Raw genomic sequence first — 16,592 nt, 5'->3', positions numbered from 1 at the left:
CAGCAGCACCTTGCCGCGATCCTGCAGGTCACGCGCGCCGAGCACCATGTACCAGTCATTTTGATGACGCCACACTTTCGGATCGCGTACGTGACCGCTGTAGCCCTCCGGCAGCGGCAGCACCGGCCCGAGTTTGCGATATTCGCCCCGTTCGCTTTCCTGAGCCAGGCATTGGTAAGCGGTGCGTGAGCCGTCTGGGAATTTCACGTTGCCGGTGTAGATCAGCGTGATTTTGCCTTCCGCCACCACCGCCGAGCCGGAGTAACAGCCGTGGCTGTCGTAACAGGCGCCGGGCGCCAGGGCGATTGGCTGGTGCTCCCAACGCAGCAAATCAGCCGACTGCCAGTGTCCCCAGCATTTGTTGCGATGATCGCAACCCAGCGGATTCCACTGATAAAACAGATGATAAACGCCGTTGTGCTGGATAAAGCCGTTGGGATCGTTCAGCAGGCCAACGCTGGGCGCCAGATGCCAGTCCGGTCGGTGCGGATCGCGCAGCGCGAGCGGCTGGCCGTTCATGACCGCCCGCAGTGCCTGTTTGATTAAACTGAGTTCTTCCATCATTGCGCGTCCGTGTTGTATTTCAGCAGTAGGGAGAGGACAAAGGCGCTGCCAAACGCGATTGCCAGGCCGATGATATAGCTGACCAGCGAACTGGCCTGCACGATCGCCATGCCGGGGATCGCCGTCAGCCCGACCGCGTTCATGCCGACATGGTTGGCCACCACCCAGGCGCCGCCGAGCGCGCCGCCCGCCAGCGCCGCCAGAAACGGTTTCACGAAGCGCAGGTTGATGCCAAACAGCGCCGCCTCGGTGATGCCGAGCATGGCGGAAAAGGCCGAAGGCACCGCAATGGCTTTGATTTTGGCGTCGCGGGTTTTGAAATAGACCGCCAGGCAGGCGCCGCCTTGAGCGATGTTGGCCATCGACCAGATCGGCAGCAGGAAGTTGACGCCGATATTGGGGTTGCCGAGCAGCCCGGCTTCTACCGCGTGGAAACTGTGGTGGATGCCGGTGATGACGATAGCGGAATAGAGGCCGCCGAACAGCAGCCCGGCTAACCACCCCGCATGAGCAATCAGCGTGCTGAGCACGAAGGAGATGCCATCGCCCAGCGCGCGGCCGGCGGGGCCGATAAACAGCAGGGCGACAAAGCCTGAGATCACCACCGTCAGGAACGGCGTCAGGATCAGATCGAGCGCGTTGGGGATCACCTTGCGCAGCCGTTTTTCCAACAGGCTCATGAACCACACCGTCAGCAGCACCGGGAATACCGTGCCCTGGTAGCCGATCATGGCGATGTCCAGACCGAAGAAGTTCATGGTGTGGAACCCTCCGGCGACGCCCCAGGCATTGGTCAGCGCCGGATGCGTCAAAATGCCGCCGAGCGTGGCGCCCAGATAGGGATTGCCGCCGAATTCGCGTGCGGCGGTGAAGCCGATCAGAATCGGCAGAATAATGAACGCCGCCGAGCTGAACATATCCAACATGATGAACAACGCGCTGTTGGCATCGACCCAGCCGTAGGTTTTCACCATGCCGAGCAGCCCCATCAACAGGCCGGAAGCGACGATCGCCGGGATGATAGGCACGAAGATGTTCGACAGCAGGCGGGCGATGCGCTGCAGCGGGTTGAGCTTTTTCGCCGCGATATCGGCGGCTTCGGCCTTGCTGGATTCGCTAACGCCCGCCGCCTTGATGAATTCCGCATGCACCTTGTTGACCAGCCCGGTGCCGAAGATCACCTGGATCTGGCCGGCGTTGCTGAAGCAGCCTTTAACGCCGTCCAGTTTGCCGATGGCCTCTTTGTCCACCTTGCTGTCGTCCACCAGCACCAGGCGCAGGCGCGTGGCGCAGTGGGCGGCACTGGCGATGTTCTCTTTACCGCCGAGCAGCGGCAACAGCGCGTTGGCGGTTGCGGTAATGTCCATGTTGTCCCCTTGCTAAATAAAAATGCCGCCGCGCAGTTTGCAGCGCAGCGCCGTGAATCGATGTCAGAAGAAATACTTGAATCTGGCGCGCATGCCGTAACGCTGGTCGTTGTCGCCGTTGGCGATCTTGCTGTCGGCGTTGGCTTCCAGCAGCGACACATAGGCGCCTAAGTACAGGTTGAAATTCTTCATATTCATAATGTTAGGTATCTGATACGACGCATGAACGGTGTGGATGTCGTAGTTGCCCGGTTCGCTGAGCGGGTTGTGGATATCAGCGGCGATCCCGGCGGTATTGAACTCTTTGATGTTGTTGTGCGCATAGATATAACCCAGTTCGAAGCGCCGCCACAGCACGTTGACGCCGGCGGTGAAGTCTTGCTCGCCGGTGGCATCCAGGTAGGCGGTGCTCAGGTTGGCCACCACGCCGTTGTCTGGATCGGCGGCGCTGTTGTTCCAGCTCATCGTCATGCCGTAGCCGTTGCGCTTGGATTGATCGACGAAGCGGCCCTGGCTGTCCTGATAGCCGTAGGCGTTATTCACCACGTTGCTTTCCATCGCCGCCGCGATGCTGAAGGCGTCTTTCTTCCAGGCGATCACCGGGCGCAAATAGGCGACGTTTTTCTTATTTTCCAGCGCATTGCCGTGGTAGCTGTTGTCCTGGAACAGCGAGGTGCCGTCTTCCACCAGCGTGTTCAGTTCGAAATAGACATCCCCGGCGTATTTGCTCAGCATCAGGTTGCCGCCGCTGCTGCTACGGCCGCGGCCTTCTTTCATCATGTAGATATAGCCGAAGCCGTCGGCGTACAGGTCGTTGGCGGTATTGCCGGAGTATTGAATGAAGGTGTCCTGATTCAGCGGGAACATGTCGTAGGCTTCGAAGCGGCCGATTTTGGTTTGCCAGTTCTTTTCATTGCCGAAGAAGAAAGCGGCGTCGTCCAGGTTCATTTTGCCGTTCATGTCCGCCAGCGGCTGGACGCTGAAGCCGGAGAAGTTACCGTCCGGATTGCGGCGGTAGCCGTCCAGCCCGACCAGAATGCGGCCGTTGATGTCCCAGCGCTCTTTGTTGCCGGGTTTCCAGTCCTTGTGGTCGCTGCCTTTCAACGATGTCAGCTGGCCGCTGCGGCTGGCGCCGTCCAGGTTGAACTCCACGTCGCCATACAGTTTCAGATCGTTGAAACCGTTCAGTTTCAGCGCGCTGGTCGGAGAGGATTGCGTTTCCAGCGTGGTGGCGCGCTGCGCGACCTGCGCGGTTTGCCTTTCGGTGCTGGCGGTGCGCTGTTCCAACTGTTGCGCCCGGCGTTCCGCCGCCGTGGCGCGGGTTTCAGCCTGAGCGGCGCGCCGTTCCGCCTGCGCCAGACGTTGTTCCAGCGCGTTGAGACGCGCCTCGATGCCGCCGCCGCCCGAGGCCGCAGCGGCAGACGTGGAGAGGAAAAGCCCTGTTGTTATCGCCAAATAGCTGAGTTTTTTCGTCATCGTCTATCATCCGGGAAGGGTTGTTATTATTTTTTGCTAAATTGCTAAACCGGTTTTTCATGGCGAAAGATAGCGATCGAGAAGCGGACTGGCAATCAAGTTTGCTAACCCGATTCAGCTATTGTGATCGAGTACGCAAATCGTGGGCTAAAAGACCACGGCGCTCAGGGGGGCGCCGTGGATGCAGGGGATCAACGCAGGAAAGCAGCCAACTCGTCGGCGCGGGGCAGGGCGGTCATGGCGCCCTTGGCGGTGGTGGCCAGCGCGCCGCAGGCCTGAGCCTGAGCGATAACCGCCGGCCATTGCGCTTCCTGCGGCAATGCGTGAAGGCGCGCCAGCGCCGCTAACAGCCCGGCGACGAAGGCGTCGCCGGCGCCGGTGGTATCGACCGGCACGACAGGCGGCGCGCGGAAATGGCGCAGACGATGCCCGTCGTGTACGCAGACGCCGTCGCCGCCCAGCGTCACCAGCAGCAGGCGCAGCGGATAGGTTTGCATCATCCAGCGCATGGCGTTCTCCAGATCGTCAAGATGGCTGATGAAAGCCAGCTCTTCGCGCGACAGTTTCACCACGTCCGCCAGCAGCAGCGCCTTTTGCAGGCAGGGGCGCAGCGCTTCCGGCTGGCGCCAGACCTCTTCGCGGATGTTGGGATCGAAACTGACCCGGCCGCCGACTGCCCGCATGCGTTCCATCGCCGTAAAGGCCGCGCTGCGGCTGGGCTCCTGCGACAGCGCGATGGAGCAGAGGTGTAGCCATTCGCCCCGCTGGAAAGCCGGCAGATCGTCGGGCTGTAAAAACAGATCGGCGCTGGGCTGCACCATAAACGTGAATGAGCGCTCACCCTGAAGATCGAGATCCACCACCACCGTGGAGGTGTGGTGTTCGGGATCCGGCCGCATATGGCCGATATCCACCCCTTCATCGCTCAGCACCTGCTGCAGAAAGGCGCCGAAGCTGTCTTGCCCCACCCGGCCGATAAAGGCGCTGTCGCCGCCCAAGCGGGCGATACCCACCGCCACGTTCGCCGGCGCGCCGCCGGGGCATTTGAGATAACCGTTGGCATTTTCCGGCACCAGGTCGATCACGGCGTCGCCCAGTACCCATACGCGATTCATCATGCTTAATCCCTGTTTTTGTCGTTGTCAGATGGTGAGCTAAAATAGAAGAACCGGTTTAGCAAGGCAATGAAATAATCCTCAGAGCCGCTTGGTCAGTGAGGAAGATCAATCTTTCTGCTGGGCTTGGGGAGAAGGGGATCTGCCCCGCGAACCGGCGCGGGGCGAGATAGCGGGGCGTTTAGCCCAGCTTCGGATAGACGCCGGGACCGATTGGCAAGCCTAGCGCATACCAGACCAGCAGCAGCAAAATCCACACGCTGAAGAACACCAAAGGATAGGGCAGGATCAGCACGTAATAGGTGCCGAGCTGCGCGTCTTTGCGGTAGCGCTGCAGGAAGCCGAGGAACAGCGGCAGGAACGGCGACATCGGCGCCAGCGGCAGCACCGCAGAGTCGGCGATGCGGAAGATCATCTGGGCGAACGCCGGGTGGAAACCGAGCAGCATAAACATCGGCACGAAGATCGGCGCCAAAATTGACCAGATCGCCGAGCCGCTGGCGATGAACATGCACAGGAAGGCGGAGAGGAACATCAGGCCGAGAAATGCCGGTGCGCCGCTCATGCCGGCGGCTTCCAGCATATCGGTCAGGCCGACGGCCATAAACTTGCCCATGTTGCTCCAGTTAAAGAACGCCACGAACTGCGACAGTGGAAACACCATCACGATGAAACCCGCCATGCTTTTCATCGGATCGAGCAAGTGGTGGGGAATATCGTCCGGCCGCCGGATCTGTTTGGTGACGACGCCATAGGTAATGGCGACGGTGAAGAAGAACAGGATGATGATCGGCACAATACCCTTGATGAACGGGGAAGGGATCACCGAACCGGTGTTCGGGTCACGCAGCGGCGCGGCCTCCGGCACCACCAGAGCGGCGATGATGGCGATAAACACCAGCGCGGCGATGCCGCTCATCATCAGCCCCCGGTTCTGCAGCGGGGTCAGCGCTGCGATTTTGTCTTCGGCGCCGCCTTGCCACTTCGGCAGACGGGGCTCGATAAACTTGTCGGTGAGCAGCGCGCCGGCGATGGTCAGCACGATCACGGAGGTGGCCATAAAGTACCAGTTGTCGATCACGCTGACGTGAACCGCGCCGTCCACCGCTTTGGTGGCTTCGGTGCTGATGCCGGAAAGCAATACGTCGGTGGTGACGATCAACAGGTTGGCGGTAAAGCCGGAGGCGACGCCGGCGATCGCCGCCAGCAGCCCGGCTATCGGGTGGCGGCCCACTGCGATAAACATCAGCGCGCCGAGCGGCGGCATCACCACCAGCGCAGCGTCCGACGATATATGGCTGAAGAAGGCGATAAACAGCACCATATAGCTGGCGTAGCGGGCGCTGACGCGCGAGGCCATTTTGTACATCAGCGCCTGCAGCAGGCCGACCTTTTCCGCCAGGCCGGCGCCTATCACCAGCGCCAAAATAGCCCCCAGCGGCGCAAAGCTGCTGAAGTTATGGATGATATTGGGAAATATCCACTGCATGCCCGCCACGCTCATCAGGTTATTCACCTTGATGAGCTCGCCGGTGGCCGGATTTTTCACCGCCACATCGAGCCAGGAAAACAGCGCGGTGGCCAGCATAAGCACCAGGATCAAATAGACGAACAGTAAAAACGGATTGGGGATCTTATTGCCGATGCGTTCCACCCAGTAAAAAACGCGTCCGGGGCTTTTATTGATTGGCGTTGTGGCCTCACTCATGATTTTACCCTCTGTGTTTGCTCTGTTGTGTGATTGTTATTATTTGATTTATTTATAATTATACTTAGTGGCCCGGTTGTCCGGGCCTTGTCTGTTCATGCTATTCCAATGGCGATGGTTGCACCCCCTGCGGGATTGGGCAGCGGTACGGCTGTTCGGCGCGCTGGCGCTCGAACTCGCTGCGGCAGCGCGCCAGCAGGGCGCTGTCGCTCAGCAGATCGATGGCGGTCGCCGCCATCACCTTGCCGGCCAGGCACATGCCCTTATGGGCGATAGCGGTACGGCCCTGCGCCACCAGTTGCCAGGTGTGCAGCGGAGTGCCGAGTGCGAAACAAGGACTGAAGCATTGGGCGGTCGGCGCCACCCAGCTCACGTCGCCAACGTCGGTAGAGCCGTACAGCAGGTCGTCGGATTCCACATAAGGCGCGACCTCGTCCATCAGCACCTTATCTCCCAACTGCTGCACCCACTCGCGTCCGGACGCGCCGCCGGTGCGGGCAATGTTGAGTTTGGCGTTGCGCAGATCGTCGAGGCTCAGGGTCTGGCGGATTTCCTCGGCGAAGCGGCGCTCGGCGTCGCTGTACTCGGGCAGACCGAAATCACACAGGTTTTGATACATCGCGCGTTCCAGGCTGCGGTTCGGCACATAGTTGGAGCAGGCCTTGTCGAAGCGCACTTCCACCTGGGTGTCAGTCATCAGCGCTGCGCCCTTGGCGATGTTGATCACCCGTTGGTAAATGTCCTGCGCCTGATCGAGCTGCGGCGCGCGGATCAGGTACAACACTTCGGCATCGGCCTGCACCACGTTGGGGGAGCTGCCGCCGGTGTTGGTGACTGCGTAGTGCAGCCGCGCTTCCTGCACGATATGTTCGCGCAGGAAGTTGGCGCCGGTATTCATCAGCGTCACCGCGTCCAGCGCGCTGCGCCCCAGGTGCGGCGAGTTGGCGGCATGGGCGGCGACGCCCTTGAAGTGAAACGCCGCCTGGATGTTGGCCAGCGTGCTGGTATTGAACATGCCGCTGAAGCCTTCCGGGTGCCAGGTGAGTGCGGCGTCGACGTCATCGAACAGGCCTTCGCGCACCATAAAGGTCTTGCCGGAGCCGCCTTCTTCGCCGGGGCAGCCGTAGAAGCGCAGGGTGCCGCTCAGCCGGTTCTGCTGCATCCACGCCTTGGCGGCGAAGGCGCCGGCCAGCGCGGCGGTGCCCAGCAGGTTGTGGCCGCAGCCATGGCCGTTGCCGTTTTCCACCAGCGGCTGCGGCGTGGCGCAACCGGCCTGCTGGCTCAGCCCGGCCAGCGCGTCGTACTCGCCCAGCAGCGCGATAATCGGGTGGCCGCTGCCGTAGCTGGCGATGAACGCCGTCTCGATGTCGCCCACGCCGCGTTCAACCGAGAAGCCTTCCTGTTCCAGCGCATCGGCCAGCAACGTGGCGGAATAGGTCTCGTTAAAGCGCGTTTCCGGGTGGTCCCAAATCGCGTCGCTCAGCGCGCTGAAGCGGGACTGGCGTTGGTCAATGTAGTCGTCGATAAAGGCCTGCAGTTCTGAGTTGCTCATGCTCCGCTCCCGAATGTCGGCAGGTTCAGCGCCAGCGACGCCAGCGTTTTCACCGCCACCGCCATCACCTGCTCGTTGAAGTCGAATTTCTCGTTATGGTGCCCGGCGCTCAGCTCGGTGCCGAAAATGACGTATGAGGCCTGGCCGCCGTGCGATTTCACCCGTTCCATCATGTAGGTGGCGTCTTCTGAGCCGGCGGCCTGTTCGCGGCGATCGACCACCGAGGCCAGCTCGGTTATCTGCTGCGCCTGGCGGCGGATGTAATCCACCCACGGTTGGGTCGGTTTGCTGCTCTGCGCCGCGCCCATCAGCGCGATATCGCAGGCGACGCCGTGCATTTTGGCGGCGCCTTCGATGGCGTTCAGCGCCTGTTGATAAACAAACGCGTTGATCTCATTGGTGGCGCCGCGCGTCTCCACCTTCATAAACGCCCGATCGGCGATCACGTTGCGGCCGGTGCCGGCCTGCAGCACGCCGACATTGATGCGCGAGCTGCCTTCGCTGTGGCGCGGGATGGCGTAAAGCCCCAGCGCAGCCTGCGCCGCCGCCAGCAGCGCGTTGCGGCCGTCTTCCGGCTTGGCGCCGGCGTGCGAGGCGACGCCGCGAAAGGTGACGTCCAGCTTGCTGGTGGCCATAAAGCTGTCGCTGCCGCACACCAGCTCACCGGCCGGCACGCCGGTGCCGATATGCACCGCGGTGAAGAAATCGACGTCGTCCACCACGCCGGCCTCCACCATCGATTTTGCGCCGCGTGTGCCTTCTTCCGCCGGCTGGAAGATCAGTTTGACGGTGCCGCGAAGCTGGGACTCCAGGCTTTTGAACACGTGCGCCAGCCCCAGGCCGATGGTGGTATGGCCGTCATGACCGCATGCATGCATCATGCCGCTGTTGCAAGAGGCGAACCCTTCACGGAACGGCAGGTGTTCGGGTTCCAGCAATTCGTTGAGATCGAGGGCGTCCATATCCACGCGGTAAGCGATAGTCGGGCCGGGGCGGCCGGTATCGAGCGTTGCGACGATGCCGGCGAAGCCGCCGGAAAAATGCGGCAACCATTTTTCCAACGCCCCCTGATTGCGGGCGCGCTGTTCCTGCGCTTCCAGCTCGGCGGGCGAGGGCAGCCCCATGCGCGCCTCTGCCTTGATGACCTCGCGGCCCAGCTGCAGGCGATAGCCCAGCCGATCGAGTTCTTCCGCCACCAGGGTGGCGGTGCGGAACTCAAACCAGCCGGATTCGGCATAGCGGTGGAAGTCGCGGCGCCAGGCCTGCAATTGCGGGTACAAATCAGCCACCAACATCGAAAGCGAATTAGTCATAGTGATATCTCATAAGTTATCGCGCGCTGGATCGCTCCAGGCAGCAGTTATGCTCTGAACTGAAATCAGACGGTGAAGCTATTGCAAAGAAAAAGGTGCGTTTGGTTACTAACTGCCGTGAATGGCGCTTATTGGCGCAGAAAATGCGCTTAATTAAGCGAAATAAGAATTTGGTTATTTATTATGTTTTTTCCGAATGTACACAATGGAATCTGGCTAAATAAGATGCCAATATCTTGCTATTGATAAACAACGGTTATCGCCTTTCGCCTATGCCAGCCTCGATAAAATTGCACCAATTACGTGCATTTGTGGACGTTAGCCGCCAGGGCAGCATCCGCGCCGCCAGCCGCACCTCTCGCTTTTCCCAGCCTGCGCTGACCAAGGCCATTCAGGAACTGGAAGAGGTGCTGGGCGCCAAGCTGTTTATTCGCCGCAGTCAGGGGGTGGTATTGACCGACTGCGGCGATAACTTTTTCCAGCATGCCAGCCTGATCCTCGAAGAGCTGCGGGTGGCGCAGGAAGACATTCAGCAGCGGCTGGGGTTGGCGGGCGGCACGGTGAATATCGGCGTTGGCGGCAGCATTGCGCGCACCGTGATGCCGCAAGTGATCACCCAGTTTCACCGTGAGTATCCCAACGTGAAGGTGCGCATCGTCGAGGGGCAACTGGTGTCGATGATCCCAGAACTGCGCCAGGGCGAGCTGGATTTTACCGTCAATACCTATTACCCCAGCAGCCTCGACAACGAGCTGCAGTATGAACGGCTGATGGAAAAAGAGTATCGGGTAGTGGTGCGCAAAGGGCATCCGATGGAGGGGGCGACCTCGCTGAAACAGCTGCAGCACTGCGACTGGACCATGCCGACGCCGAAAGGCAGTTACTATCGGCTATTGCACGATCTGTTTGGGGACTTGGGCATGGCGCCGTCGATCAGCGTGACCTGCGAGACCTTTATGGCCTGTACCAGCCTGGTGGCGCAGAGCGATTTTGTCAGCATTCTTTCGGTGGACGTGATTTCGGATCCGATTTTGGGCAAGCATTTGGTGCCGCTCGAGCTGGAAGAGCGTCTGCCGAAAGCGACGTTTTATCTTATCCAACGCAAGGACACCACCCTGACGCCGATGGGCGCGCACCTGGCGCGCCTGTTTCGCCTTTACTGTCGGTGATACCGGGGCCCTGCCGGGCCCCGGCATTAGAAGGCGATTGACCCCTGCACGAAGAAGGTGCGCGGTTCGCCGACGTACTTGCCGAAGTTGTTGTCGTTGGAGCGGGTGAAGTAGCGCTGATCGAACAGGTTTTTCACCCCGGCACCCAGCGTCAGGTTCGACAGCTGCGGCCCGAAGTTATATTCCCCGCGCATATTCCACACCATGTAACCGGCGATATTGCCGAACTGGCCATCGGCGCTTTCCTGCGTGATGTACTCCGGCCCGGTGCCCGGCGAATGCTGTTTCGACTGCGCATAACCGTCCAGATTCCATACCCAGTTGCCGGTGGCGTAACGTGTACCGACGGTATAGACCTGGCGCGAGTAGAACGGCAGATCTTTACCGGCGAAGTCGCCCTTGTCGGTGCTGGCCTTGGTGTAGGTATAGCTGGTGTAGACGCTGGCGCCGTCGAGCGCGCGATTCAGCTCGCTGAGATCGTAGCTGAGTGCCAGCTCGATGCCTTTGTGCTTGGTGGCACCCATGTTGGTCCAGCCCACGTCGTTGCTGATGTACTGCAGCTGGTTATCGAAGTCGATGTAGAACAGCGTGGCCTCGGCCTTGACTACGGTGTCGTCGTAGCGAGTGCCGAATTCATAGGTGTGCGCTTTTTCCGCCGTTAGCCCCGGCGCCGGCTGGTTGCCGTTGCCGCCTTTGGTCAGTTGGAAATACTGCATGCTGCCGAACGAAGTGTTGGCGTTGGCGAACAGTTTCCAGGCGTCGGACAGGTGGTACATCACGTTCAATGACGGCAGCGGCTCGCTGTAGCTTTTCTTGCGGCTGATATTGTTGAACGAATCGTCCACGTGGGTGCGGATGCTTTCATAACGCAGGCCCGGCGTGACCGTCCAGTTGCCGACGTTAATGGTGTCGTCGATATAGAACGCGTTGGCCGCGGTGCCGCCGGAGGTGTGCTGGTAATAATCCGGGGTCTCCGGCGTCGAGCCGATATTCGCCGGGTTATACCAGGCCGAACGCGACGCCTTTTCATCCATGGTTTCATTCAGGTAGCGGTAACCGAGGGTGATCTCGTGCGCCATATCCCAGAAACGGAAGACCTGCGAATAACTTGGTTCGATAGCCCAGGTTGAATAGTGGCGCGGATAGGAGACCATGCGCCGCTGGCCCGCGTTTTTGCCTGTGCCTTCCGATTCGATGTTGCTGCCGCGGTAGCTGTCGGTGAAGTAGGTCAACACTTCGAACTGTTTGTCGTCTTCCTGATGTTTGTACTTGAACGACATATCCTTGCGGCGGCCTTCGAACTGGTCCCACGGCCGCGTGGATTGGAACGGGTTTTGCGCGTATTGCGCGGTGCTCAGCCCGCCCGGCATGCCGGCTTTGGCGTCGTAGTAGTGGAAATTGGCCAGCAGCTCGTCACGATCGGTGAACGCATAACGCGTTTTCAGCATGAAATCGTCGATGTCGGTGTTGTCGTTGTTGTCGCGGTAACCTTGGCCGTGCAGCCCGGAGTAGAGCAGTTCGGCGCCGAGGCCGTTGTCTGCGGTGCCGCCCATGGAGGCGCTGGTCAGGGTCTTCAGGCCGCCGTGGCTGGCGCCCTGGGTTTGTACGCTGGCGGTGCCGCCAAACGTTTTGGGAATGTCACGGGTAACGAAGTTGATCACGCCGCCGACGTTCTGCGGCCCGTAGCGCACCGCGCCGCCGCCGCGCACCACGTCCACCGATTGCAGATTACCGATAGACAGCGGGGCCATCGACAGCTGCGGCTGGCCGTAAGGCGCGACCGCCAGCGGGACGCCGTCCATCAGAATGGTGGAGCGTGGAGAAAGACGCGAAGTCAGGCCGCGCACGCCGACGTTAAGCGAGATGTCACTGCCGCCGGTGCCGTTGCTGTCGCGCACTTGCACGCCGGGTACGCCGCGCAGGCTATCGGCGATGGTTTGGTCGCCCTGTTCGTGCATTTGCTGCTGGGTGACGATGGAACGCGCGCCCGGATGGTTGAGCAGCACCGAACTGGTATCGGGGTTGTCCAGCCAGTTGCCGACGACGGTCACGGTGTCGGTATCGTTCTGAGATGAGTTATCAGTAGCAAGGACAGGGAATGCGACGGCGATGGAAGCCGTCAGCAGAGAAAGCCGAAAAAGAGGTGACATAATAATGCCTTAAGAGTTTCAGACCCGGATGTGTTTTTTTAGAAAAGACAATCTTAATGATAATTATTGGCAAGTAAATAGAATTGTTACGGGATAGTTAAGCGGGTAACTAAATAATGAATGCGGGAAACAGGGCCCGGCTGGCGGGCCCTGGCGGGGGTTATTGCGGCGTAAGCCAGAAGACGCCGCTGTAATCCAGCGCGGTGAATTTCCGGTGCACCATTTCGATATCCGCTTGCGGATCAATATCTTTAAACAGCGCCGGGTGCAGGAACTTGGCGATCGCCTCAACCGCGATAAAGTTGAGCGGCGTGTCGTAAAATTGATGGTAAATCGCCATCACGCGTTTTTCTTTCACCGCTTTCAGCACGTTAATGCCGGTGCGATCCAGCAGGTGCGCCAGTTTCTTTTGGCTGGTGGCCATATCGGTGGCGTAACCCAGCGGCACCGCCAGCGTGCCGCGATGGCCGCGGCTCCAGTCGGCGCCGGTCAGCAGATAGAAATCCGGGTTGCTGCTGATCACCTGTTCGACGTTCACTTCACCGCCCATGTCTGAAAACAGCGTGCTGCCGATATTATTGCCGCCGGCGGTATCGATGAACTGCCCGAAGCTGCCTTTGCCGAAGGTGTTGCAGCACTGTTCGCCTTTGATGCCGGCGCTGCGCTCGATGAAGACGCTGGGGCGCTGCTCCGGTTTCAGCGTGGCGACCCGCTGCCGCACCAGCTCGAGGCGCTGCTGATAGAGACGGATGAAAGCATCGGCATTGGGCTGCTCGTCAAATACTTTACCCAACAGCGCCATGCTGGCGACGGTGTTGGTCAGCGGCTGTTGGCGAAAATCGATGATCAGCACCGGGATGCCGACTTTTTCCAACTGGGTCAGCACGCCGCTGTCTTTCAATTTGCTCAGCAGGCCAATGTCGAAAATGATCAGATCCGGTTGACGCACCACCGCGCTTTCTACGCTGAAATCACTGGTGTAGGGGTTGTCGAAGGTTGGGATCTGCATGACCTGTGGGAATTTTTTCGCGTAGGCTTCAACCAGATCCGGCGCTTTGACCTTCAGCGAGTTGTCCCAGGCGATGATGTTTTTCAGCGGCTCCTGCGGATGCAGAATATTCAGCGCCAGCAGCGCGCGGGCATCGGCCAGGATAACGCGTTTGGCCGGTTGCGGCAGGGTGACCTGGCGGCCGGCGACATCGGTGACGACGATCGGCGCGGCTTGAGCGGCGCCGGCCAACAGTAAAACGCAGGCGGCCAACCAGCGGCCGGCTTTGGCGATAAGAACAGCGGGCATGAAGATCCTTGGGTAATCGGCAAAGAACGAGAACGCAATGATAAGCGATATCCTTTCGATTTTTGAACTCCCTCGATGCCGATAGTTACTCATGGCCCATCAGCGGGTCGCTGACGCTGTGTTCGCCATCTTCCAGCCGCCCCGCCAGGCGGCGCAGCCAGCCCCCGGCGCTTTGCAGCGTAATATCGTACCAACCGCCGCTGGCGCGGGCGTCAAACGCTTGCTGATGGCTGCCGCCCGCAGGCAGCGTGATAGACCACGGGCCTTGCTGCGTGTAAGGGCAGCGTTCGAGGGTGACCGTTATCGCTTCGGGGGCCGGGTTATTCAACTGCAGCAGCAGGTTGCGGCCCATCGGGCGCAAACGCACCTCCGGCTGCGGCCGGCTCAGGGCGCCGCGCAACTCACGATGAAAGCCGTTGGGGCCAAGCAGCCACAGATGGTACTCATTCTCCGTTTGCCAGTCGTCGCTGACCGCCTTGCCCGCCTCGACGGTAAAACGGCGCGGGATCTGCGCCAGATCGCGCTGGTCGTAGACGTGAAACACCGCTCCCTGCTCGCCGGTATTGAACAGGTTCAGCGTCACGCGGCGTTGCTCGACCGCGACGCTGGCCTCGACGTGCAGCTGGTAGGGTAACGCGCGGGAAGGGCGCGCCAGGCGGCGTTGATGGGGTAAACGCTGGTGGGCGGGCGATGGCAGCGGCACTTGCGGCAGCTGTTCCTGACGCTGGCGCAGGCCGTCGGCGGCGTGTCGGCTGGTGGCGGGCAGGCTCGGCAGCGCTTCGCCGTTAGGATCGACAAAGTTGAACGCCGAAGTGAGATCGCCGCACACCGCGCGGCGCCAGGCGCTGATGTTGGGTTCATGCACCTGAAAGCGCTTTTCCAAAAATTGCAGCACCGAGGTGTGATCGAAAACCTGCGAATTGACCCAGCCGCCGCGGCTCCAGGGCGACAGCACCAGCATCGGCACCCGCGGGCCGGGGCCGTAGATGCGGCCGTCCGGCGGCGGTTGATCCTGCGAGCCGGGCGGCGCCACGTGCTGGAAGATCTCGGTGTCGAACGGCACCGTCGATTTACCGGCGAAGCTGCCGTCTTCGCGCAGCGACGGCGCGGAAGGCGAAGGCATATGGTCAAAAAAGCCGTCGTTTTCGTCGTAGTTGACCAACAGAACGGTTTTACTCCACACCTCCGGGTTGTCGGTCAGCGCGTTGAGGATCTCTTGGGTGAACCAGCCGCCCTGTACCGGGCTGGAGGGATCGGGGTGTTCCGAATAGGCCGCCGGCGCGATGATCCAGCTGACCTGCGGCAGTTTGCCCTGCTGCACGTCGGCGCGGAATCCGGCCAGCATGGCGTCCAGATCGTTGCCGTCGGCGGCCGGCAGGGTGTTGCCGTTGCCTTTGTACAGCGGTGCGGCCTCGTTGAGCGCATCGCTATAAGGCACGAAAGCGTTGAAGTCTTTCGGCGGCCACGCCGGGTTGCCCACCTGAATGCTGGCGGCGCGGTATTGGCGAAAACCCGCCAGCGGGTTGTCGGTAAAATTGTCCGGCAGGAATTGATATACCTTCCAGCTGACGCCGCTCGCCTCCAGCCGTTCCGGATAGGTTGTCCACTGGTAGCCGCGGTCCGCCGGACCGGGGCTGTCCCATTCGTTGACCACCACCGCCACGTCGGCGGCGGATGGGCCGTTGGTGCCGGTCCAGTGGAACAGCCGGTTGGTGTTGGTGCCGGCGTGGATGGAGCAGTGATAGGCATCGCACAGGGTGAAAGCGTTGGCCAGCGCAAACTGGAACGGCAGCTCCCGCTGGCGGTAGTAGCCCATCGAGGCCGGCGTTTTGTAGGTGGGCCAGGCGCTCATGCGGCCGTGATCCCAGGCGGCTTGCTCATCCACCCACGAGTGCGGCGTGCCGGTGACGCGCTGGGCGTTGCCGCGTTTGCTGTCCAGATGGTAGGGCAGCACCAGCCGTTCGGCGCCCTGTTGCTGCCAGACCAGGCGATCGCCGGGCAGTGGAATGGTAAAGCGATCGCTGAAGCCGCGCACGCCCGGCAAGGTGCCGAAGTAGTGGTCGAAAGAGCGGTTCTCCTGCATCAGGATCACCACGTGTTCGACGTCGCGCAGGGTACCGGTGCGGTTATTGGCGGGAATGGCCAGCGCTTTGCGAATCGAGGCGGGCAACAGCGAGAACGCCGATCCGATGGCGGCAGCCCGCAGGATGTCTCTGCGAGAAAGGTCAGGCATGCGTCGTTAATCTCCGTCAGTGTGCTTTGAAGATAGCCGCTGACGACGATAATGGCGAAAAATAACAGGGAGATGAAAGCGAGAGAAACAATGCTCCCTGGCGGGAGCATTGGGGATGAGGCTTACTGTCTGATCAGGCGGCCGAGCGTCGGCGCCGTTTCGAAATCGCTGCGGAAGGGGTTGATGTCCAGGCCGCCGCGGCGGGTGTAACGCGCGAACACGCTGAGTTTTTCCGGGCGGCAGCTCTGCTTGATGTCGTTGAAAATGCGCTCGACGCACTGCTCGTGGAATTCGTTGTGCTGGCGGAAGGAGATCAGGTAGCGCAGCAGGCTTTCGCGATCGATTTGGCGGCCTTCATAGCGGATCACCACGCTGCCCCAGTCCGGCTGATTGGTGACCAGGCAGTTGGATTTCAGCAGATTGGAAGACAGCGTCTCCGCTACGTGCTCCCCTTGATCGGCCGCGCCGCTCAGGTATTCCGGTTTGAAGGCGAAGTCGTCGACCGCGATATCCAGATCGTCGATGTTGATGCCCGGCAGGCGATCGATTTGCGCCGGATAACCTTCCAGACCCGGATAGAGCTTGACGGTGACCTGGCCATTGGCCGCCTGCGACAGATCCTTCTGCATGGCGGCGCTCACCTGTTCC

At 60.8% G+C, this 16,592-nt stretch carries 10 protein-coding genes and 2 pseudogenes; 1 reads left to right on the top strand and 11 read right to left on the bottom strand.

Annotated features, from left to right (window positions below):
* The 7 genes and pseudogenes from MMS95_RS23495 to MMS95_RS23465 all read right to left on the bottom strand — a co-directional run.
* A pseudogene (locus tag MMS95_RS23495) lies at window positions 1-561 on the bottom strand (glycosyl hydrolase family 32); the annotation flags it as partial.
* Window positions 561-1,931, bottom strand: coding sequence for a sucrose-specific PTS transporter subunit IIBC (locus tag MMS95_RS23490; protein ID WP_085337157.1), 1,371 nt, complete (start codon window positions 1,929-1,931; stop codon window positions 561-563). The gene MMS95_RS23490 and the pseudogene MMS95_RS23495, both read right to left, overlap by 1 nt.
* Before the next feature lie 63 nt (window positions 1,932-1,994).
* Window positions 1,995-3,407: a carbohydrate porin gene (locus MMS95_RS23485; protein ID WP_242142385.1), complete on the bottom strand. Its 1,413-nt coding sequence runs from the start codon at window positions 3,405-3,407 to the stop codon at window positions 1,995-1,997.
* A gap of 191 nt (window positions 3,408-3,598) precedes the next feature.
* On the bottom strand, window positions 3,599-4,525 hold the full coding sequence (locus MMS95_RS23480; protein ID WP_015379064.1) for an aminoimidazole riboside kinase: 927 nt from the start codon (window positions 4,523-4,525) through the stop codon (window positions 3,599-3,601).
* A 178-nt stretch (window positions 4,526-4,703) separates the two neighbouring features.
* Complete coding sequence (abgT, locus tag MMS95_RS23475; RefSeq protein ID WP_004937321.1) at window positions 4,704-6,230, bottom strand: p-aminobenzoyl-glutamate transporter; 1,527 nt, start codon at window positions 6,228-6,230, stop codon at window positions 4,704-4,706.
* 100 nt (window positions 6,231-6,330) lie between these two features.
* Window positions 6,331-7,782 (bottom strand): M20 family metallopeptidase, encoded by a 1,452-nt coding sequence (locus MMS95_RS23470; RefSeq protein ID WP_242142383.1) that lies wholly within the window; start codon window positions 7,780-7,782, stop codon window positions 6,331-6,333.
* A complete protein-coding gene (locus MMS95_RS23465; RefSeq protein WP_031300221.1) occupies window positions 7,779-9,095 on the bottom strand; it encodes a M20 family metallo-hydrolase in 1,317 nt (438 codons plus the stop codon). The genes MMS95_RS23470 and MMS95_RS23465 overlap by 4 nt, the downstream gene beginning before the upstream one ends.
* Before the next feature lie 272 nt (window positions 9,096-9,367).
* Here MMS95_RS23465 and MMS95_RS23460 point away from each other — a divergent pair, with 272 nt between their 5' ends.
* The gene (locus MMS95_RS23460; protein WP_242142382.1) at window positions 9,368-10,264 is read left to right on the top strand and encodes a LysR family transcriptional regulator; all 897 of its coding nucleotides are present in this window, start codon (window positions 9,368-9,370) and stop codon (window positions 10,262-10,264) included.
* A 26-nt stretch (window positions 10,265-10,290) separates the two neighbouring features.
* Here MMS95_RS23460 and MMS95_RS23455 read toward each other — a convergent pair whose 3' ends face one another.
* The 4 genes and pseudogenes from MMS95_RS23455 to MMS95_RS23440 form a co-directional block, all read right to left on the bottom strand.
* Entirely contained in the window at window positions 10,291-12,414 is a 2,124-nt protein-coding gene (locus tag MMS95_RS23455) for a TonB-dependent siderophore receptor (protein ID WP_048325451.1), read from the bottom strand.
* Between the two features lie 160 nt (window positions 12,415-12,574).
* The gene (locus MMS95_RS23450) at window positions 12,575-13,711 is read right to left on the bottom strand and encodes an ABC transporter substrate-binding protein (RefSeq protein ID WP_033632081.1); all 1,137 of its coding nucleotides are present in this window, start codon (window positions 13,709-13,711) and stop codon (window positions 12,575-12,577) included.
* Between the two features lie 85 nt (window positions 13,712-13,796).
* The gene (locus tag MMS95_RS23445) at window positions 13,797-15,944 is read right to left on the bottom strand and encodes a phospholipase C, phosphocholine-specific (RefSeq protein ID WP_242142380.1); all 2,148 of its coding nucleotides are present in this window, start codon (window positions 15,942-15,944) and stop codon (window positions 13,797-13,799) included.
* A gap of 122 nt (window positions 15,945-16,066) precedes the next feature.
* Window positions 16,067-16,592: pseudogene (locus MMS95_RS23440) on the bottom strand (NADPH-dependent 7-cyano-7-deazaguanine reductase QueF); the annotation flags it as partial.

It is taken from the genome of Serratia sp. PGPR-27 (assembly GCF_022678525.1).
Taxonomy (GTDB): domain Bacteria; phylum Pseudomonadota; class Gammaproteobacteria; order Enterobacterales; family Enterobacteriaceae; genus Serratia; species Serratia nematodiphila.
The sequence above is the reverse complement of the archived record's forward strand: the minus strand, read 5'-3'. Positions and strand labels throughout refer to the sequence as shown.